This is a genomic window from Pseudomonas sp. SL4(2022), assembly GCF_026625725.1.
GTDB lineage: Bacteria > Pseudomonadota > Gammaproteobacteria > Pseudomonadales > Pseudomonadaceae > Aquipseudomonas.
This window is the reverse complement of sequence record NZ_CP113060.1, coordinates 730,723-750,831: the sequence shown is the minus strand read 5'-3', so window position 1 is coordinate 750,831 and position 20,109 is coordinate 730,723. Positions and strand designations below refer to the sequence as shown.

At 61.4% G+C, this 20,109-nt stretch carries 14 protein-coding genes; 8 read left to right on the top strand and 6 right to left on the bottom strand.

The annotated features are described in order from the left end of the window. Positions 1 to 17 precede the first annotated feature (17 nt). On the bottom strand, positions 18 to 2,405 hold the full coding sequence (locus OU997_RS03555; RefSeq protein WP_267809027.1) for a heavy metal translocating P-type ATPase: 2,388 nt from the start codon (positions 2,403 to 2,405) through the stop codon (positions 18 to 20). 213 nt (positions 2,406 to 2,618) lie between these two features. Here OU997_RS03555 and OU997_RS03550 point away from each other — a divergent pair, with 213 nt between their 5' ends. Continuing rightward, positions 2,619 to 2,831 (top strand): heavy-metal-associated domain-containing protein, encoded by a 213-nt coding sequence (locus tag OU997_RS03550; protein ID WP_267809026.1) that lies wholly within the window; start codon positions 2,619 to 2,621, stop codon positions 2,829 to 2,831. Here OU997_RS03550 and OU997_RS03545 read toward each other — a convergent pair. Beyond that, entirely contained in the window at positions 2,810 to 3,466 is a 657-nt protein-coding gene (locus OU997_RS03545; protein WP_108487961.1) for a TetR family transcriptional regulator, read from the bottom strand. The two genes, OU997_RS03550 and OU997_RS03545, sit on opposite strands and share 22 nt — an antisense overlap. A gap of 139 nt (positions 3,467 to 3,605) precedes the next feature. Here OU997_RS03545 and OU997_RS03540 point away from each other — a divergent pair, with 139 nt between their 5' ends. The 3 genes from OU997_RS03540 to OU997_RS03530 all read left to right on the top strand — a co-directional run bounded on the left by OU997_RS03540 (position 3,606) and on the right by OU997_RS03530 (position 9,179). After that, positions 3,606 to 4,745, top strand: coding sequence for an efflux RND transporter periplasmic adaptor subunit (locus OU997_RS03540; RefSeq protein ID WP_267809023.1), 1,140 nt, complete (start codon positions 3,606 to 3,608; stop codon positions 4,743 to 4,745). A 12-nt stretch (positions 4,746 to 4,757) separates the two neighbouring features. Further along, positions 4,758 to 7,886: an efflux RND transporter permease subunit gene (locus OU997_RS03535; RefSeq protein WP_108538040.1), complete on the top strand. Its 3,129-nt coding sequence runs from the start codon at positions 4,758 to 4,760 to the stop codon at positions 7,884 to 7,886. Positions 7,887 to 8,003: 117 nt separating this feature from the next. Beyond that, positions 8,004 to 9,179, top strand: coding sequence for a multidrug effflux MFS transporter (locus OU997_RS03530; RefSeq protein ID WP_108489258.1), 1,176 nt, complete (start codon positions 8,004 to 8,006; stop codon positions 9,177 to 9,179). Here OU997_RS03530 and OU997_RS03525 read toward each other — a convergent pair. From OU997_RS03525 to gltS, 4 genes are all read right to left on the bottom strand, one after another. After that, a complete protein-coding gene (locus OU997_RS03525) occupies positions 9,176 to 9,358 on the bottom strand; it encodes a hypothetical protein (protein WP_108489257.1) in 183 nt (60 codons plus the stop codon). The two genes, OU997_RS03530 and OU997_RS03525, sit on opposite strands and share 4 nt — an antisense overlap. A 68-nt stretch (positions 9,359 to 9,426) precedes the next feature. Then, positions 9,427 to 11,298, bottom strand: a complete 1,872-nt coding sequence (locus OU997_RS03520; protein WP_267809021.1) for a PAS domain S-box protein — start codon at positions 11,296 to 11,298, stop codon at positions 9,427 to 9,429. Positions 11,299 to 11,467: 169 nt separating this feature from the next. Beyond that, a complete protein-coding gene (locus OU997_RS03515) occupies positions 11,468 to 12,970 on the bottom strand; it encodes a TAXI family TRAP transporter solute-binding subunit (protein WP_267809019.1) in 1,503 nt (500 codons plus the stop codon). A gap of 2 nt (positions 12,971 to 12,972) precedes the next feature. Beyond that, a complete protein-coding gene (gene gltS, locus OU997_RS03510; protein WP_267809018.1) occupies positions 12,973 to 14,169 on the bottom strand; it encodes a sodium/glutamate symporter in 1,197 nt (398 codons plus the stop codon). A 319-nt stretch (positions 14,170 to 14,488) separates the two neighbouring features. Between gltS and OU997_RS03505 the strand changes: the two genes are divergently transcribed. The 4 genes from OU997_RS03505 (at position 14,489) to OU997_RS03490 (ending at position 20,082) form a co-directional block, all read left to right on the top strand. Continuing rightward, the gene (locus OU997_RS03505; RefSeq protein WP_267809016.1) at positions 14,489 to 14,872 is read left to right on the top strand and encodes a DUF2946 domain-containing protein; all 384 of its coding nucleotides are present in this window, start codon (positions 14,489 to 14,491) and stop codon (positions 14,870 to 14,872) included. Positions 14,873 to 14,962: 90 nt separating this feature from the next. Beyond that, positions 14,963 to 17,122: a TonB-dependent receptor gene (locus OU997_RS03500; protein ID WP_108538039.1), complete on the top strand. Its 2,160-nt coding sequence runs from the start codon at positions 14,963 to 14,965 to the stop codon at positions 17,120 to 17,122. An 11-nt stretch (positions 17,123 to 17,133) separates the two neighbouring features. Further along, positions 17,134 to 18,639 (top strand): PepSY domain-containing protein, encoded by a 1,506-nt coding sequence (locus tag OU997_RS03495; RefSeq protein WP_267809013.1) that lies wholly within the window; start codon positions 17,134 to 17,136, stop codon positions 18,637 to 18,639. A 78-nt stretch (positions 18,640 to 18,717) separates the two neighbouring features. Then, complete coding sequence (locus tag OU997_RS03490; protein WP_267809011.1) at positions 18,718 to 20,082, top strand: PepSY-associated TM helix domain-containing protein; 1,365 nt, start codon at positions 18,718 to 18,720, stop codon at positions 20,080 to 20,082. Positions 20,083 to 20,109 lie beyond the last annotated feature (27 nt).

The following is a 20,109-nucleotide window of genomic DNA, read 5'->3' as shown; positions in this document are numbered from 1 at the left end:
ATCTCCTGCCCTGTGGCTCATTTGTGGTCCTTGGGTTTCCAGGTTTTCAGCAGCAACGCATTGCTCACCACGCTGACGCTGGACAGCGCCATGGCGGCGCCGGCGAGCATCGGGTTAAGCAGGCCGGCGGCGGCCAGCGGAATACCGATCAGGTTATAGGCGAAGGCCCAGAACAGGTTCTGGCGGATCTTGCTGTAGGTGCGTCGGCTGATCTCCAGGGCGTCAGCCACCAGACGCGGGTCGCCGCGCATCAGGGTGATGCCAGCGGCGTGCATGGCCACATCGGTGCCGCTGCCCATGGCGATGCCGACATCAGCGGCGGCCAGCGCTGGCGCGTCGTTGATGCCGTCGCCGACCATGGCCACCACCGCGTGTTTTTCCAGCGCGCTGATGATCGCCGCCTTGTCCGCTGGTAGCACGTCGGCGTGCGCGGCACTGATGCCTAACGCTGCAGCCACGGCCTTGACGCTGCCGGGGTTGTCGCCGCTGATCAGGTGGCTGGCAATGCCTTGAGCGGTCAGCGCGGCGATGGCCTCGGCTGCGCCTGGTTTAAGTGTGTCGCCAAAGGCAAATAGGCCGAGCACCTGCGGTTGCGGCGCCAATTCCAGCAGCCAGGACAGGGTGCGGCCTTCGGCTTCCCAGGCCAGGGCGTCGGCGGCCAGTTCATCGTGGTGCAGGAAGTGTTCTTCCAGCAGGCGTTTGTTGCCCAGTGCCAGTTGCCGCTCGCCGATCTGCCCGGCGATACCGCGCCCGGCCAGCGCCTTGCTGTTGCTGACGTCGGCAAGGTGCAGCTGCTGCTCTGTGCACTGATCCAATACCGCTTTGGCCAGCGGATGTTCGCTGCCGCGTTGCAGGGCGCCGGCCAGTTGCAGCAGTTGAGTTGTGTCGCCATCGACCGCGCGCAGATGGGCGATGCGCGGCGCGCCAGAGGTCAGGGTGCCGGTTTTGTCGAAAGCCACCAGGGTTACCGAATGGGCGATTTCCAGGGCTTCGGCGTCTTTGATCAGGATGCCGTGGCGCGCCGCCACGCCGGTGCCGGCCATGATCGCCGTGGGCGTGGCCAGGCCGAGGGCGCAGGGGCAGGCGATGACCAGCACCGCCACGGCATTTAGCAGCGCGGTTTCGACATCCGCGCCAAGCAGCAGCCAGCCGAGCAGGGTGGCCAGAGCGATCAGCAGCACACTGGGCACGAAGACCTGGCTGACTTTATCCACCAGCTTCTGGATCGGCGCTTTCGCCGCCTGGGCATCTTCGACCAGGCGAATAATCCGCGACAGCACGGTTTCCGCGCCCAGGGCGGTGGTTTCCACCAGCAGGCGGCCTTCGCCGTTGATGGCCCCGGCGGTGACGCGGTCACCCGGCTGTTTGGGTTGCGGCAGGCTCTCGCCGCTGATCAGCGCTTCGTCTGCATGACTCTGGCCTTCGCGGACCAGGCCATCGACCGGGAAGCGTTCGCCGGGCTTGACCACGATGGTGTCGCCCAGTTGCAGCTCACCCAGCGCCACCCATTGCTCGACGCCATCCTGCAGACGTAAGGCGCGCTCCGGACGCAGCGCTTGCAGTGCGCGGATGGCGCTGCTGGTCTGGCGTTTGGCGCGGCGTTCCAGGTACTTGCCGAGCAGAATCAGTGTGATGATCACCGCCGAGGCTTCGAAATACAGATGCGGCATGCTGCCCGCCGGACTTATCGCCCATTGATACAGGCTCAACCCGTAAGCGGCGCTGGTGCCGATGGCCACCAGCTGGTCCATATTGCCGGCACGGGCGCGCAGAGCGCTCCAGGCCGCGCGGTAGAAGCGCGCGCCGAAGATAAATTGCACCGGCGTGGCCAGGGCGAACTGCAGCCAGGCTGGCAGCATCCAGTGCAGGCCGAAGGGGGCGACGAGCATGGGAATGACCAGCGGTACGGTCAGCACAATCGCCAGCAGCAGTGACCAGCGTTCGCGCTGCAGGGGCCGCTCGCCGGTGGGGTGTGTCTGGGGTGTATCGCCGAGCAGGCTGGCGCGGTAGCCGGCCTGGCTGACGGCCTGTAGCAGAACCTGGTGATCAGTGCCGCGCAGCACCTGTAACTGCGCACGCTCGCTGGCCAGGTTGACGCTTACCGAGAGCACGCCCGGTTGCTGCGTCAGGGCGCGTTCGATTCGGCCCGCGCAGCTGGCGCAGGTCATGCCGTCCAGACTTAGCTCCAGACGCTCGCTGGGCACCGCATAACCGGCCGCGCTGACGGCGTTGACCAGTTGTTCCAGGCTGCCCGCGGGCGCTTTGACGCGTGCCTGTTCACTGGCCAGGTTGATGCTGACACTGACGACATCGGCCACCTTGGCCAGGGCGCGCTCGACCCGCCCGGCACAGCTGGCGCAGGTCATGCCGGCAATCGGCAGGTCGAAGTGGATGAGGTTGGACATGCGCGATCCTCCATAGCAATTCCCGGCAGGATCAACCTTGCCACCTTGGCAAGGTCAAGTGCCAATGCATTCGCCTGCCACTCTGCATGTGTGCCTGCGGTGCGTTGCCGCATAACGGTTACAAGGCGCGCCCGGCAATTTTTAGGGCTTGACCTTCCCCCGTTGGCAAGGGGGACACTGTGCGCCTATTCCAGATGAGTAAGGTGATAACCGATGCAAGCAGCAAGCGTTCATACATTCCGGGTTGAAGGCATGACCTGTGCGCATTGCGTCAAGGCTGTGACTGACGCTGTGCTGGCGCGTGATGCGGCGGCTGAGGTGAAGGTGAAGCTGCAGGGCGGTGAAGTGCGAGTCAGCAGCAGCCTGCCCAGCGATCAGTTGATCATCGCCATTGCCGAAGCCGGTTATGGGGTCGGTTTGGCCTGATCCAGTAGTTCGGTGGCTGGCCAGTCGCAGATCAGGCCGCGAAAGCAGGCGTCGACCATGGGCGCGGTGTCGCTGAGCGGGTCGAACAGATTGGGGTCGCGCGACCAGTCGTAGAACAGGCCAATCAGCAGTGCATGCACGGTGCGAGCGGCCAGGCGCGGCGTCAGCCCGGGATGCAGGCGCAGGCGGACTGACGGCGTGTTGAACTGCTGTTCGCAGAGCGCGATAAACAGGTTGATAAAGGCCTCTTGGCGCTCTTCGGCCTCGCGCAGTTCTTCGGTGAACTCACACTTGCGCAGCAGGATGGTGAAGATACGTTTCTTCTGCGGCTCGCGGGCCAGGTTCTCGATGGCCTCGATACACAACTCGCGCAGGGTCTGCAGCGGGTCGTGCTCGGGGCAGCCGCGCATACGTTCGGCCAGCTGTTCCGGCGGCAGCCGCACCTGATTGAGCATGGCATTGAACAGGTCGGCCTTGTTGGCAAAGTGCCAATACACCGCACCGCGCGTTACCCCGGCATGCCGCGCAATGTGCTCCAGACTGGTGTGCGCCACGCCTTTTTCCAGGAACAGCGTTTCGGCAGCCTCGAGAATGGCGCGGCGGGTTTTTTCGGCGTCTTCTTTGGTTCGGCGCATGGCGGCAGGCGGATTTCTGGCTAGGCTCAAACGCGAAGTGTAATGAATCGAGGGGCAATATTCTATTTACAAACACTTGTGTATGTAACTAGCATTGCCAGTCTCAAATGTTGCGCCCTGCGTGTTCTCGGAGACATTCATGCTTTTTGCCCGTCATATGCCGGTCGTTGCCGGCTCCCTGTTGCTCGCTACCCTGGCTTCCTCACTGCATGCTGCTGATGCACCGCCGGCTCCCGAAGTTGTTGTGGAAATCGTTCAAGCTGCATCATTGCCCTTGGAGCTGGAATATTCCGCACGTACGGCAGGCTTTCGTGAAGTTCAAGTGCGCGCTCAGGTCAGCGGCATCCTGCAGGAGCGTACTTACCTGGAAGGCAGCCAGGTCAAACAGGGCCAGGTGATGTTCCGTATCGACTCGCGTACCTATCAGGCGGCGTTGAGCCGGGCCAAAGGCGCGCTGGCGCAGGAGCAGGCGCGCTACCGGCAGACCGAACGTGACCTCAAGCGTATCCGTGAGCTGCAGAAGAAAGGGTTTGCCAGCGAAAGCGAACTGGACAATGCCGTCTCCAACTTCGAGCAGAGCAAAGCGAACATCCAGGCGGCCGAGGCCGAGGTGCAGTCCAAACAGATCGACCTCGATTACACCACGGTGAAAGCCCCAATTTCAGGAATCACCAGCAAGGAAACCGTGTCCGAGGGCAGTCTGGTGGTTGCCGGCGACCCGAGTGCCAGCCTGCTGAGCAATATCACTCAGCTGGACCCGATCTACGTCAACTTCGCCGCCCCGGATTCCGATGTGGAAAGCGTGCGCAGCGGCCTGCAGAACGGCAGCCTGGTGCTGCCGGAAGACGGCAAGATGAGCGTGCAGATCAAACTCGGCGACGGCAGTGTCTATCCGCTGGAAGGTAAAGTCGATTTCACCGACAGCCTGGTTGACCGTGGTACGGGCACCGTCAGTGCCCGCGCTGTCGTGCCTAACCCGGATCAGAAGTTGCTGCCGGGCCAGTTTGTTCGCGTGCAGGTCAGGGGGCTGAGCATTCCCAACGCCATGACCCTGCCGGAGCGGGCGATTGCTCAGGGGCCGGGCGGCACTTTCGTCTACGTAGTCGATGAGGGCGGCGTGGCGCGCATGCGTCAGGTCACCACCGGGCACACCGCCAAGGGTCGCTGGGTGATTGTGTCTGGCATAAGCGCCGGTGAACGGGTGATTGTCGAGGGCCTGCCCAAGGTGCGCCCGGATACGCCGGTAAAAGTTGCCGCCCCAGCCGCCAGCCAATCTTAAGGAGCGCCCCCGGTGATCTCACGCTTCTTTATCGACCGCCCGGTATTTGCCGCGGTCATCTCGATCATCATCGTGCTGGCGGGCCTGATGGCCATGCGCACGCTGCCGATCGCTCAGTACCCACAGATCCTTCCGCCGCAGGTGTCGGTCAGCGCCAGCTATGCCGGCGCCAGTGCCCAGGTGATTGCCGAGACCGTGGCTGCGCCGCTGGAGCAGTCGATCAACGGCGTGGAGGGGATGATTTACCAGCAGTCCAACTCCGGCGGCAACTCGATGAGCCTGTCGGTGTACTTCGAGGTGGGGCGTGACCCCGACCAGGCCACCATCGACGTCAACAACCGGGTGCAGGCTGCCCTGGCCAAATTGCCGGAAGAGGTGCGCCGGCAGGGCGTCAAGGTGCAGAAGAAGTCCTCGGACATTCTTCAGGTGGTGACCCTGTATTCGCCGGATGGCTCGCGCGACCCTGTTTATATCAGCAACTACGCGCTGATCAACGTGATCGACGAACTCAAGCGCCTGCCGGGCGTGGGCGATGTCAGTCAGTTCGGCTCGAAAGACTATTCCATGCGCATCTGGCTGCGCCCGGACAAGCTGGCACAGTACAACCTGACGCCGACCGATGTGGTCAATTCAATCCGCGAGCAGAACTCACAGTTCGCCGCTGGCAGCTTCGGCCAGCAGCCACTCAAGCAGGAGCAGGATTTCACCTATACCGTGACCACCCAGGGTCGTTTCACCGACCCTAAAGAATTCGAGAATGTGATTCTGCGTACCGATGAAACCGGCGCCAGCCTGTTGCTCAAGGATGTTGCACGGATCGAACTGGGTGCCCAGGACTACTCGCTGATGACCTCGCTCAATGGTCAGCAGAATGCCGCCTTCGGTGTCTACCTGCAGCCCGGCGCGAATGCTCTGAATACTGCTGAGGCCGTGAGCACAACGCTGGAGCGGCTGTCGAAGAACTTCCCCAGCGGCATGACCTACAAAGTGCCGTACGACACCACCAAATTCGTGCAGGTGTCGATTGAAGAGGTGATCCATACCTTCTTCGAGGCACTGGTGCTGGTGGTGCTGGTGGTGTTTATCTTCCTGCAGAACTGGCGCGCTACGCTTATCCCGGTGCTGGCCATTCCCGTTTCGCTGGTCGGTACGTTCGCCGGGATGTACATGCTTGGTTTTTCGATCAACCTGTTGACGTTGTTCGGCATGGTGCTGGCCATCGGCATCGTGGTGGACGATGCGATTGTGGTGATTGAGAACGTTGAGCGGGTGATGGCCACTGACAAGATCGGCCCGCGTGAGGCGACCATCAAGGCCATGGAGGAAGTCACCGGGCCGATCATCGCCATTGTGTTGGTACTGTGTGCGGTCTTTGTGCCAGTGGGCTTCCTCGGCGGTCTGGCGGGGGAGATGTATAAACAGTTCGCCATCACCATTGCCGTATCGGTGGTGATCTCCGGTATCGTCGCCCTGACCCTGAGTCCGGCGCTTTGCGCCTTGTTGCTCAAACCCGGGCATCACGAGCCGGCTGCGCCATTCCGCGCCTTCAACCGGGTGTTCGACAAGTTGACCGATGGCTACACCGCGGGTGTGCGCTTCTTCCTCAAACGTTCGGCGGTCGGCCTGCTGCTGTTCGGTGCGATGATCGCGGTGATGGTGCTGCTGTTCAACCGAGTGCCCAGTTCCCTGGTGCCCAATGAAGACCAGGGCTATGTGATCAATGCCTACTTCCTGCCACCGGCCGCGTCGTTGACCCGCACTGAGAAGCTGACCGGCGACGTGACGCAGCAGTTAATGAAGCACCCCGCCGTGCAGGATGTGGTGACGTTTGCCGGTTTTGACGTGCTGACCTTTGGTACTCGCAGCAGTGCGGGGGTGTCGTTCGTACCCCTGAAAGACTGGAGTGAGCGCACCACGCCAGAATTGGATGCACGCAACCTCACTGGCCAGTTCATGGGCATGGGGGCTGCACAGAAGGACGGTGTGGTCCTCAGCTTCAACCCGCCGCCCATTACCGGTATGAGCACCACCGGCGGGTTTGAGGGCTTTATCCAGGACCGTAGTGGCGGCACGACCGCGCAACTGGCGGGCAAGGTGCAGGCTTTTCTCGCCGCAGCGGCAAAGCGTCCTGAGCTGGCCGGCGTGCAGAGCACCTTCAGCGCCAATGTGCCGCAGTACTTTATCGACCTTGACCGTACCAAGGCGCGTGCTCTGGGCGTACCGGTGAACGATGTGTTCACTGCCATGCAAGCCACGTTCGGCAGTTATTACGTCAACGATTTCAGTCTGTATGGCCGCACCTTCCAGGTCAGCCTGCAGGCCGAAGCAGAGTTTCGCAGCAAGCCGGAAGACCTGTCTCAGGTCTATGTGCGCGCAGCCAGCGGTGAATTGGTGTCGCTGGCCAGCCTGGTTAAGGTCGAGCGCATCCTCGGGCCGGATACCTATGCTCGCTTCAACGTTTACCCGGCGGCGAAGATCCTCGGCGGACCGGCGCCCGGTTATAGCTCGGGGCAGGCCCTGAGCGCGATTCAGGAAGTGGCAGATGAAGTGTTGGGCAGTGATTACAGCATTGGTTGGACCGGTTCGGCCTTCCAGGAAATCGCTACCCAAGGGTCGGGCAGCAGTGCCTTTATCTTCGGTCTGATCATGGTGTTCCTGATCCTCGCCGCCCAGTACGAGCGCTGGACCCTGCCGTTGGCGGTGGTTACAGCGGTGCCGTTTGCGGTGTTCGGGGCGATTCTCGCGGTGTGGCTGCGCGGCATCGAGAACGACCTGTACTTCCAGGTCGGCCTGGTTACGCTGATCGGTCTGGCGGCGAAGAACGCCATCCTTATCGTCGAGTTCGCCGTGCTCTGCCGGCACCAGGGGATGGGGATCTTCGAGTCGGCATTGGAGGCGGCACGGCTGCGCTTCCGGCCGATCATCATGACCTCGCTGGCGTTCATTCTCGGTGTCGTACCACTGGCGATCAGCTCCGGCGCAGGTTCGGCCAGTCGTCACTCGATTGGTACCGGGGTGATCGGCGGCATGCTGGCCGCGACCTTCCTGGCGATCTTCCTGATTCCGATGTTCTACCTGTTGGTGGAGTCGCTGGCGGCCAAACTCGGCAAAAGCCGGAAAAAAGCCGATTTGCCGGCGTGACCACGTAAGGGCAAACCGTAGCCCGGATGCACGCCGGGAGCGCTTTGTCAGCTTGCCGTAGCTTGGGGCTTATCCGGGCTACGGCGGCTCCATCTGTTATTTCATTTCTGGACCCCCATGCCGTTACGTCTTTTGCTGATTCTTGGCGCGCTAAGCGCCTTTGGCCCGCTGGCCATCGATTTCTACCTGCCGAGCTTCCCGACCCTGGCGCGCGCGTTCTCTACCGATGTGGAGCATGTGCAGCTGTCGTTGGCCGCCTACTTTGCCGGTCTGGCCATCGGTCAACTGGCCTATGGTCCACTGGCCGACCGCTTTGGTCGGCGCAAACCATTGTTGGTCGGGGTGTTGCTGTTCAGTCTGGCGTCACTGGCCTGTGCGCTGGCACCAAGTCTTGAGTGGTTGATTGCTGCACGGTTTGTCCAGGCCTTGGGTGGTTGCGCCGGGATGGTGATTTCGCGAGCGGTGGTGCGCGATCTGTGTGACCCGATCAGTTCGGCCAAGGTATTTTCCCAGCTGATGCTGGTGATGGGCCTGGCGCCGATTCTTGCGCCGCTGGGCGGGGGGCTGCTGCTCAGTACGCTGGGTTGGCCGTCGATTTTTGTCTGTCTGACCCTGTTCAGCTTTATCTGTCTGTTGGCGGTGGCTCAATGGCTGCCGGAAACCCTGGCCAAGGAGGCGCCGCCTGCACCTTTGCGCGGCGCGTTGGGCGAGTACAAGCGGCTGTTTACTGATCTGCCGTTTCTCGGTTACGCGCTGACCGGAGGTTGTGCGATTGCCGGGATGTTTGCCTATATCGCCGGTTCACCGTTCGTATTCATCGAGCTGTATGGCATACCTGCCGAGCATTATGGCTGGCTGTTCGGCAGCAATGCCCTGGGCTTTATTCTGGTGGCGCAGCTGAATGCCTGGCTGGTGGCGCGGCATGGCCCATCCTACTGGTTGGGTAAGACCGTGTGGTTCTACCTGGCGTGTGGCCTGGCGCTGCTGCTGGTGGCACTGGCCAAACCACAAGCCTTGTGGCCGCTGCTGATTCCACTGTTTGGCTGTATTGCCAGCCTGGGCATTCTTCTGCCCAATGCTTCGGCCTGCGCCATGGCCGGGCAGGGTAGCCATGCCGGCAGCGCATCGGCGCTGCTGGGCAGTCTTCAGTTCGTTATTGCCGCCAGTGCCGCCGCTATGGTCGGCGTGCTGCATGACGGCACGGCCTGGCCGGTTGCGGTGGTGATTTTCAGCTGCGGCCTCTTGGTAGTAGGGTTTTCGCTGTTTACTCGTTGGGTGAGTGCCGAGCTTTAGCCGGTGGCGCGCAGCTGCGTAGCGGGTAGGCTGTGCGGAGCATTCAGGCGTGCCTGCAGGATGCTGACAAACTGCTGCGCTTCGCCCTCACTGCGAAATGTGACGCTCTGCTTGCCCATGCAGACTTGCCAGCTACGGCCGGTTGCCGGGTTGTTAATGGGTTTAATCATGACGTTCATGAACAGACCTCCTCTGCGAAGAGGGCAGTCTAGTTGTTCGAGATGAACTTTTATTGACCTGCAACAAGTCAGCTGACGGTTGGTACGAAGGGCTCTGGCTCGCTGGTTTTTGCCCCACTGAACTGCACGGCCAATCCGGCCAGTCGAGTGAACTCAGTTACCAGGGCGATATCGGCCGAGCTGGGGCGGGCAGGTTGCGGGTAATAGATTCCGAACGTCCCTAACACCTGGCCGCTGTCATCCTTGAAGGGTAACGACCAGCAAGCCTGCAACCCTGCCGCAAGCGCGATGCCTTTATAGTCTTTCCAGTAGGGGTGGGTGTTGAGGTCCTCGGCAATGACCAGTTCACCGCTACTGGCTGCATGCCCGCAAGAGCCGACTTCCGGCCCGGCCTGCACACCATCAATGGCTTGGCTGTAAGTCTCCGGCAGGCTGGGGGCGGCACCGATGCGCAGGCGTTGGTGGGCATCAAGCAGCATGATGGAGACGCGCATCTGTGGTTGCAGGCATTCCAGGCGGCGGCTGATGCCCGCAAGAATACTTTGCAGCGAATGCTGACCAAGTAACTCATCAAGCACGGCATTGCGAGCCTGCTGCAATTGCTGAATCTGGTGGCGTTCATGCATGTCACGCAGGCTGCCATGCAAGCCTTGTTCAAGCGAGCTGAGGTTGAGCTGCAGTTCAACCCGGCGAATTTCGCCGCTGCGAGTCTGCAGCTGGCATTCCAGGCGAAGATTATCCAACCGACCCGTGCGCAGTTCTGCCAGGTGCTGGCTCAGCGGCATCTGGCCTAGTTCTGGCATAAAGCGTTGCAGCGGGCTACCCAGGCTGTCATGCAGGGCATAGCCGCTGATCTGCTCCCAGGCGGGGTTGAGGAATGTCAGCTGATTTTCGGTATTGGTGATGAAAATCGCATCGCCCAAGTGCTCGACCAGGCGGCGGTAACGGCTCTCGCTGACTTGCAGCTCGCTGTCGATTTTTTTCTGTTCGGTCAGGTCGATGTCGACGCAGTAGAGCTCTAGCTGGTCGAGGCTGTTACGTAGCATCAGGTGGCTGGAATACACCCAGACCAGGCTGCCGTCCTTGCGTTGCAACTGGATTTCCGCCGCCGGAATGGGAGGACCTCCGAGTTGCCAGAGCTTGATGGCATTGACCACTTTGTTACGTGCCGTTGGTGGCACGATCAGCTCTTCCAGGTGACGACCCATGACTTCATGCACGTTGTAGCCATAGAGCTGATTGCTGGCCTGGTTCCAATAGATCACCCGGCGTTCGCGATCATAGCCTTGCACGGCGATCCGGGGAGTCTGTTCGAAGAGTTGGCGAAAGCGCAGGTCACTTTCGCGCAGGGCGTTCTCGTCCCGTTTCTGGGTGGTGATGTTCTGTATTGTGCCAAGTACCTCGCCTTGTTCATCGGCTTCACCGCGCAACATCAACCAAGTGCTTTGCTGCTGGTTGGGTTGCAACAGGCGGGTACTGACGCTCAGGGTGGTCTGGTCTTGCAAAAGTGCCTGCATGGCGCGCTGCACGGCAGCACGCTCGGCGGGGTGCAGCCAGCTGAGTAACTGTTCCAGGCTGCATTGCGCATCGCTTGCGGGGCGGTCGAGCAGGTTCAGGGCTTCCTGGCTCCAGTGAAACCCCTCATGGTATTCCCAACTGCCAAGTGCAGCATTGCGATGTGCCTGCTTGAGCAGCTGGCTGTTGTGTGTCAGGTCCTTCAGCAACTGATCCTGCGTCTGGCGATCACGGAGACTGACCAGAAAAATCAGCCCGGTACTGAGCAGGATAAACAGCACTTCCTTGGTGATATGCAGCTCGGCTATCAGTGCGCGGTCTTGAACCAGGGCATGCAGCAGATTGTCGCTGCCCAGAATCCACAGCGTGCTGAACAGGCTGTACACGCAGGCCAGGCGCAGTGGGCCTTTAAGGTCAGGTCGCATCGCTTACCGCCTGTAGGTCATCCAATGTACAGGTTGAGAGTGTTCACGCCGCCTGACAGCGCGTTAGCACTCCGGAAAGGGTAGCTGTCAGCCATGAATCTGCCGAGCACTTCGGTAGCATTTGTACGCAGCCGTGGTGGCAGACGTCCTTAGGTGCGCGCCGTGTGCTTCAGTCTGTCGTGGCCGGCACCGGCGTGTTCTGCAGGTCCAGCAGGGCTTTCTTCGCTGCGCTGTGCATGGGCACGCCAAGCTCGCGCAGGGCGTTTCGGCTCGATAACTGAGCGCCCTGGATGCTGCCATTGGCCAGCCATGGGTTATTGCGGGCAAACAACAGTTGAACCAGTCGTTCTATTTCGGCAGGGGTCAATTGCTCGCTTGTCAGTAACATGCTGGCGACTGCCAGTGTGGGTACCGCTTGTGCCTGCCCCGGATAGGTCTCGGCGGCAAAGCTGAACGCAAAGCTGCCGGGGCGTTGTGCTTGCAGGCGTTCGAGTGCGCTTGACTCCAGTGGGATCAGCCTGAGCGCAAAGGCTTCGCTGGCGGCGCGGATGTGATCAGCCGGTGCGCCTATTACATGAATCAGCGCATCCAGTTGGTCATCACGCAGTGCTTTCAGCGCCTGCTGCAGATCCAACTCGGTCACCGTTTGCAGGTCGCTCAGGGGCAGCTTGTGTGCCTCCAGAATCGCCAGTGCAGTGAGGCGTGAGGCTGAACCAGGCTGGCCAATATTGATCCGCTTGCCGCTTAAATCAGCCATTTTCAGCATTGGGCTGTCGGCCCTGACCAGCACATGCACCGGCTCGGGATAAAGACTGGCGATGGCTTGCAGGGCAGGGTCCGGACCTTGGGACTGGAAAGCACCGGTGCCGTGGATGGCCGCGTAGGCTGCATCGCTTTGTGACAGCGCCAGCATGGCATCGCCCTGGCGCAGCAGGCGCAGGTTGTCCAAGCCGCCCTCGGTGTTTAACACCGGCAGGCTGATGCCCTCACCACTGAGCTGTTGGCTAAATGCGTTGGCAAACCGGGCGTATTGGCCACCGGGTGGACCACCGGCCAAGGGGTAGCCATTTTTTAAACGTGACAGCCGCCCTTGAATGTTATTCAGCGAACGTTCCAGTTCTTCGCTGATGGCTTTGCGCTGCTGTGGCCCGGAGTCTCCGGGGCTGAGGTTAAGTGCCGTGCTGAACGCATTCAGCAGATTTTCCCGTGTGCTGCCGCCGCCTTCATTGGCGCGCGCCTCGCGCGGGGCGGTAAAGCCTTGCGGCACCTCAGCCAGCCACTGGCCGCCCTGTTCACGGTAAATCAGACTGCCGTGAATGGTTAATGCATCGCCCGCCTGGTTGCCGCCCGTGTCTATCCCGCTCAATCCGCGCGGGCCTGCGCCCATTAAGCTGATCAGGCTGGCCACGCCTGGGGAGTCCCAGGCACCAAAATTTTGCGCCTGTTCAACCTTGAGCGTGGCATCGAAGTAGACCACCAAACGCTTTTCGCCGGGTGGCGCGTTGGCGTCGTTGGCAGTGCCGCGGCGTTTGAGATCGGTCAGGTGTAACACCGAGTCGGGAAAGGCTTGATGCAAACGTTGCTGCACATCGTGCTGCAAGGTGTCGCTGGCCGGACCTTTGGAGCAGCCATAGAGCAGCACCAGGCTGAGCACGGCTATGAATGCGCGCATGCTTAACCTCCGATCCATGGCAGTGACAGATAACCCGTTAGCACCAGCGCGTTAAGCAGGTCAATCAGGAACGCCCCGATCAAGGGCACGACCAAAAAGGCCTGGGGTGCGGGGCCGTACTTCTGAGTGATGGCCTGCATATTGGCAATCGCCGTGGCCGTCGCGCCCAGGGCAAAACCGCAAAAGGCGGCTGACATGACGGCGCTCTCGTAATCACGTCCCACTGCGCGGTACACCAGCCAGCCGCCATAGACCACCACCAGCAGCAGTTGCCCAAGCAGAATGACGATTAAGGGGCCCGCCAGGCTGGCGACGTTGGCCAGGTTCAGGGTCATCATGGTGATGGCGAGAAACAGCGCCAAGGTTAGGCTCGAGAGCATATCGATCCCTGAGTCGTTCAAGCGCAGGCCCACCAGATGACCCGCGTTGCGAATCAACACACCCACCAGCAAGCACCAGAGAAAGCTGGGTAAGGTGACAGGGCCGCCACTGACCAGATCACCCAGCCAGCGCCCGGCGATGACGGCAATCAGTACAGCGGCGAGAACCGGAATCAGATTCCCCGCGCTGATTGGCGCGTCTGCCTGGGTGTCTTGGGCGCTCTGCGGGGTGGGCTGGCCCGTCACGTTGTTGGCGAGGTTATGACGCTTGATCAGCCATTGGGCCAGTGGCCCGCCGCAGATACCGCCCAGCACCAGCCCCAGGGTCGCGGCGGTCATGGCCAGTTCCATGATCGACTGGATGTTGTTCACTTCGGCAAAGCGCTCGGCATAGGCCGCCCCCGTACCGTGGCCACCGACCAAGGTAATACTGCCGCCCACAAGGCCCATCAGCGGGTGCATGTCCAGCCCCCAGGCAATCAGCAAGCCGGTGAGGTTTTGCAGAAACAGGAAAGGGATCAGTACCAGAACAAACAGCAGTAACCGCTTGCCGCCTTGCCTGAGCAAACTGAGATTGGCCGACAAGCCCACCGCAGCAAAAAATGCCAGCAAGAGTACGGGCTTGAGGGTGTTGTCAAACACCACCTCGGCCGGGGAAAACTGCCCGGCAAAGAGCATACCGAGAGCAAACAGCAGACCGCCGGTTATGGGGTCCGGGATGTTGTAGTGCGACAGCCAGGGCACCAGGCGGTTGACCACACGTCCTAGCAACAGCACCAGCGCGGCGATCAGCAGGGTTTCCAAGGGGAGTAGGGTCACTCGATGCTCCTAGCGGCGTTGGCGGATGCCCACGTTGAGGTCGTGCACTCATCCATGCAGGCGGCGTTACGGCATGGCCTTGGCGCTTGTTTAATACTGCCCTGAGTTAAGCCGCCCGCGCTACTGCCTTCCAGTATGGCCAGGCGGGCGTCCCGAATCGCCGCATAAGCATGGTGTTGGCTTTGACTGTCGTATGCGCCGCCTGAAGCCGGGGGACATTCTGCCAATGCCCCACTACTATTGTTGTCGGCCACATGCGACATTGCATCGCAGTGCCGCTGTGTCACAGGCACCCGGAGCAATGCTAGAGTCGCGCCCCATGAAAATGACCCGTACTGACCGTCGTCTGCTGGCCTGGATGCTGTATTTCAGCGTTCTGTTCAGTGCATTCGCCTGCAGTATCGGGCATGGGCAAATGGCCGGTTTGCAATTGAGTGGTCTGGACAGCCAGTACTGCTCCTTCGAGGGCAACTTCGGTGCCGGTGCCGATCTGGATGGCTCCGGTGTGGTGGCGCCCAATCCGGCCACCGGCGCCGGTTGTTCCCTGAGTTCCACCTTCAGCGCGATCATCCTGGCGGCGCTCTTCGGTTTGTTGGGCCTGCTGGCGCCCAGTCGCGCGCCCCTGCGGACATTTTTCTTTACCCCGCGACCGGTTCGCTACCTCTGGCCTTCGGCCAATCCCCGCGCCTCTCCACGTTCCTGATGCACGGCGCCTTTAGGGCGCGCCCACCGTTTGCATGTGGTGAAGCCATGCCGCGTGCGATTGCTTGTGTTTTCAGGAAAACAATACGCTATGTCTATACCGTCTTCCCGCGCCCTGGGCGCTGCTTTGCTGTGCGCTGTAACCCCCTCACTCTGGGCTGAACAGGCCGTTACCTTGCCCGACACTGAAGTTCGTGGCCGCGCGGCGTTGGCGTCGGAGCTGTCGCTCGATACGCCCGCTGAGAGCGCATCACGTTTGGGGCTGACGCCTCGGGAAACGCCGGCTTCGGTCAGTGTCGTTAGCCGCGAGCAGATTGAACGGCGCGGTGCGGACAACACCCAGCAGATGCTCAATGGCGTACCGGGTGTAGTAGCCGCGGCACCGCCAGGCTTTGCCGGTGCCGTGTCGTGGCGTGGCTTTACCGGCAGCCAGGTCACGCAGATGTTTAACGGCATCACGGTGCAATACGACGCCATTGCCGCGCGTCCGGTGGACAGCTGGATTTATGACCGGGTTGAAGCGGTCGGTGGTGCGTCCAGCTTTCTCAATGGATCGGGTGCTGTCGGTGGTTCGATCAACTACCTGACTAAATTGGCCACGCGCGATCAGGCGTTCAGCGAAGGACGCATCCGCTACGGCTCGTTTGATGCCAACGAACTGGCCTATGGTTTCAACCAGCCGCTGGGTGAAGCCAATCACCTGCGTATGGATGTCAGCCGCACCAGCAGCAATGGCTATGTGGATCGCGAACAGCGTGAGGCCTGGACCAGCGCCTTTTCCCTGCTCACGGACTTCAACGAGCAGCTGTCGCACACCCTGGCGTTTGAGTATCAGGAAGAACAGGTCGACAGTCCTTATTGGGGCAGCCCGGTGCTCAAGGGGCGCTCGGGTGACCTGAAGGTGGACGAGAGCCGGCGCTTTGAGAACTACAACGTTGCAGACGGACGCTATGAACAGCGTGTGCGCTGGGTGCGTTCCATCACCGAGTATCAGCTGACGGACGCCACCCGCCTGCGTAATACGCTTTACCACTACAACGCGCAGCGTGATTACCGCAACCTGGAGACCTACGCCTACACGGATGCCACTAATAGCGCGGTGCAGCGCAGTAACGCGCTGCTGCAACGGCATGATCAGGAGCTTAATGGCAATCGATTTGAGGTGCGTCATCAGGGCGGGCTGTTTGGCCTGTCGAGTGAATGGGCTGCCGGTCTGGACTACAGCCATAACGTGCAAACCCGCTATCCACGTTCGGTCGCCGGTCCCTTCGGTGTGGTGGATGCTGAGCATTTCGAGCCCGGGCATTTCTTCGACCTGCCCGGTATGACCCCTGGTTACGCACGCCAGCGCACCAATCAACTCGACACCTGGGCATTGTTTGTCGAAAACCGTCTGGAGCTGACTGAGCGTCTGTCCCTGTTGACCGGCCTGCGGCATGATCGCATCGATCTGGACGTGACCAACCACCAGGCTGCCAGCCTGACCAACCCGGCGTTTTTCGCCCGGGAGTACGAGCCCACCACTGGCCGTGTCGGTATGGTCTATGCCTTGAGTCCTGCTGCCAATGTGTATGTGCAATACAGCACGGCTGCCGACCCGCCTGCTGGGGTTCTCACGACGGCTACCCTGGGACAAGTACAGGATTTTGACCTGACCAAGGGCCGTCAACTGGAGGTCGGCAGCAAGTTTGATTTCCTCGACGGGCGCGCCTCTACCACCGTTGCCGCTTACAAGATCGAACGCGAAAACCTGGCTACGCGCGACCCCGCTAACCCCGGACAAACGCTGCCGGTCGGCAAGCAATCGACGCTTGGTGTAGAGCTGGCAACAGCGCTGCGCATCACCCCGCGCCTGCTGGCAGAAGCCAATGTGGCGTGGATCGATGCTCAATACGATGAGTTCAATGAAAGCGTGGGCGGGCAGTCGATCTCGCGTAAGGGCAACACGCCGAGCAACGTGCCCGATCAGGTTGCCAACCTGTGGCTGACCTATGACCTGGCGCCACAGTGGCAGGTCGGTGCAGACAGCCGCTATGTAGCCTCGGTGTATACCGATGCGGCCAATCAGCTAAAAGCACCGGCCTATACCTTGTTCGGTGCATTTGTCAGCTACCGCCTGGATGCCGAAAGCCTGTTGACCTTGCGGGCGCGTAACTTGACCGACGAGGTATACGCCAGCTGGGCCAGCAGCGACATGCTGTTCCTTGGTGCGCCCCGGTCGTTTGAGTTGGCCTTGCAAACACGCTTTTAAGAGGCCGCCGGATGAAACGCTATCTCTACCTGTGGCATCGCTGGCTGGGGATTTTCCTCTGCTTGCTGATGGTGCTCTGGTTCGTGTCTGGCTTGGTGATGATGTATGTCGGCTATCCCAAACTGACCCAGCGCGAGCACCTGGCCCATTTGCCCCCGTTGTCGTTGGAGGGCTGTTGCGTACCGCTCGAGCAGGTGCTGGCTGCCACGGGAGAGAAAGCCGCCCCGGCATCTATTCGGCTGACCACGGTGGCCGGTGAGCCGCGCTTTGTTGTGCGGTTTGCGACGGGGGCGGTGGCGGTTGATGCGCGCAGCGGTAAGCGTATCGACTCGGTGACCCCGGCAGAGGCTGTGGCCGCCGCTCAACCCTTTGCCGCTGAGCGTGCGGTGCACTTCCAGGCCTCCATACAGGAGGACGCCTGGACGCACTCGCGCGCGCTCGACGGCGATCGGCCGTTGCATCGCGTGGGGCTGGATGACGGCACGCTGCTGTATGTCTCTGGGCGCAGCGGTGAAGTGGTGCGTGATGCCACTTTCACCGAGCGGACCTGGAACTGGCTGGGCGCCTGGCTGCACTGGGTCTATCCCCTGCGCGGTGGCGTTCTGGATCGCTGGTGGAGTGATGTGGTGATCTACCTGTCAGTGGCCGCCACCCTGATGACGCTCCTGGGCATTGTGGTCGGCCTCCTGCGTTGGCGCTTCGCCACACCTTATCGCAGTGGCGCGCGCAGCCCTTATAAAGGGCTGGCACGTTGGCACCACATTGGTGGTTTGTTGTTTGGTGGGTTGGCGCTGACCTGGATTTTCAGCGGCTTGATGTCGATGAACCCCTGGCGGCTGCTGGACAGCGCGACTCCGTTGAACCTGGCGCCCTATCAAGGCGGAGCGTTGCAGGCTGAAGCCTTTCCTCTCGGGCCTGAACAGGCTTTGTCGCGTTTCAATGCGATGGGCCTGCCGGTGCGTGAGCTGCATTGGCGCCTGTTGGGTGGCCGTGGCTATCTGCTGGGCGTGGACAATACGGGTGCCAGCGCGGTGCTGGCCATGGATGCATCCACACCGCAGTGGCGCTTGGATGAAGCGGAACTGTTGCAGGCGGTTCAGGCCATTCGACCTGGGGATGTGCCCACTGTCGAGCGCCTGACAACCTACGATTTTTACTACTACGGCCGGGCCGAGCACAGCATGACCGGGCACCTGGAACGGCCATTGCCAATCCTGCGGGTGCGCTTCAATGACCCGGCCAATACCTGGCTGCACCTTGATCCGCGCACCGGTGCATTACTCGGCCGAATGGATGAAGGCCAGCGCACCTCGCGCTGGCTATTTGCCCTGCTGCACAGCTGGGATTGGCTGCCACTGCTGCAACACCGGCCCCTTTGGGATGGTTGGATGTGGCTGGCCAGCCTGGGCGGTTTGCTGATTTGCCTGAGCGGAACCGTGATGGGCTGGCGGCGGCTGCGTGGGCGGCGCGCTCTGCGCAATGGTGCACTTATTAACGTGAGGGGGTCTTTAAGATGACGTTACGCATTTGTTTTGGCGTTGTGCTCGACACGCGTTGTGTAGTGTCCTTCACGTCTTTCGGGGGCGTTGTTAGGAATGCGTGATTCTGTCTCGTTCTACAACCTGGCCTGGCGCTGGCATTTCTATGCCGGTCTGTTTGTGATTCCGTTTCTGATCCTGCTCTCGGTCACCGGCATCATCTACCTGTTCAAGCCGCAACTGGATCAACTGATGTATGCCGAGTTGCTGCAGGTTACGCCGGCCGAGCAGGCGATCTCGGCGGATCAGCAACTGGCGTTGGTGCGCCAGGCGTATCCCCAGGCGAGCATCACGCAGTACCTGCCGCCGCTGAACGCCGAGCGCAGCGCGCAGTTTGTGCTGGAAACCGCCGACCAGGGTCTCAATGTATTCGTTGATCCCTACAGCGCCAGGATTCTCGGTAGCCAGGATGCGCAGTTCAACCTGCAGGCCATCGCCCGTCAGCTGCACAGCGACCTGATGGTTGGGACGCTGGGTGATCGTTTGATCGAACTGGCGGCCGGTTGGGGCATTGTGCTGGTGGTCTCCGGCCTGTACCTGTGGTGGCCGCGCGGGCGCTCCGGGGCGGGTGTGCTGTGGCCACGGCTGAGTGCCCGTGGGCGACTGTTATGGCGTGACCTGCATGCGGTCACCGGGTTCTGGGGTTCGCTGCTGCTGTTGTTCATGCTGCTCACCGGCATGACCTGGACCGGCTTCTGGGGTGCCCAGTTTGCCGGTGCCTGGAATCACTTCCCGGCGGCGATGTGGGATGATGTCCCGCCGTCCGGCAAGCTTACCGGCAGCCTCAACACCAGCCGTCAGCAGACCGTGGCCTGGGCGGTGGAAACCACGCCGCTGCCGGCGTCTGATCCACACGCTGCGCATAACGGCCACGCAGCCCCCGAAATGCCTGCGTCTCCGGCCAATTTGCTGCAGTACGTGGTCGACACCGCAGCTGAGCGCGGCGTACAGCCGGGTTACAGCATCACCCTGCCGAAAGGTGAAACCGGGGTGTACAGCATCGCGCTGTTTGCCGACGACCCGCGTAACGACGCCACCCTGCATATCGATCAGTACAGCGGCACCGTGCTCGCCGATGTGCGCTGGAAGGATTACGGCGTGGTGGCGAAAACCGTGGAAACCGGGGTGATGCTGCATGAAGGCAAGCTGTTCGGCCTGGCCAACCAGTTGCTGATGCTCGCGGTCTGCCTGCTGGTGCTGCTCAGTGCCATCAGCGGCTTGATCATGTGGTGGCAGCGTCGGCCGAGCGGAAAATTAGGCGTCCCGCCGCTGCGCCACGACCTGCCGCGCTGGAAAACCGCGATGGTGATCATGGGCCTGCTGGGCGCGGCCTTCCCGCTGGTGGGCGCATCCCTGCTGCTGATCTGGGCGTTGGACTGGCTGCTGTCACGCCTACGGCCCTGGGACGCGATGAGCCCTTAAACCTGATTCATCTGATCCATTGGCAGC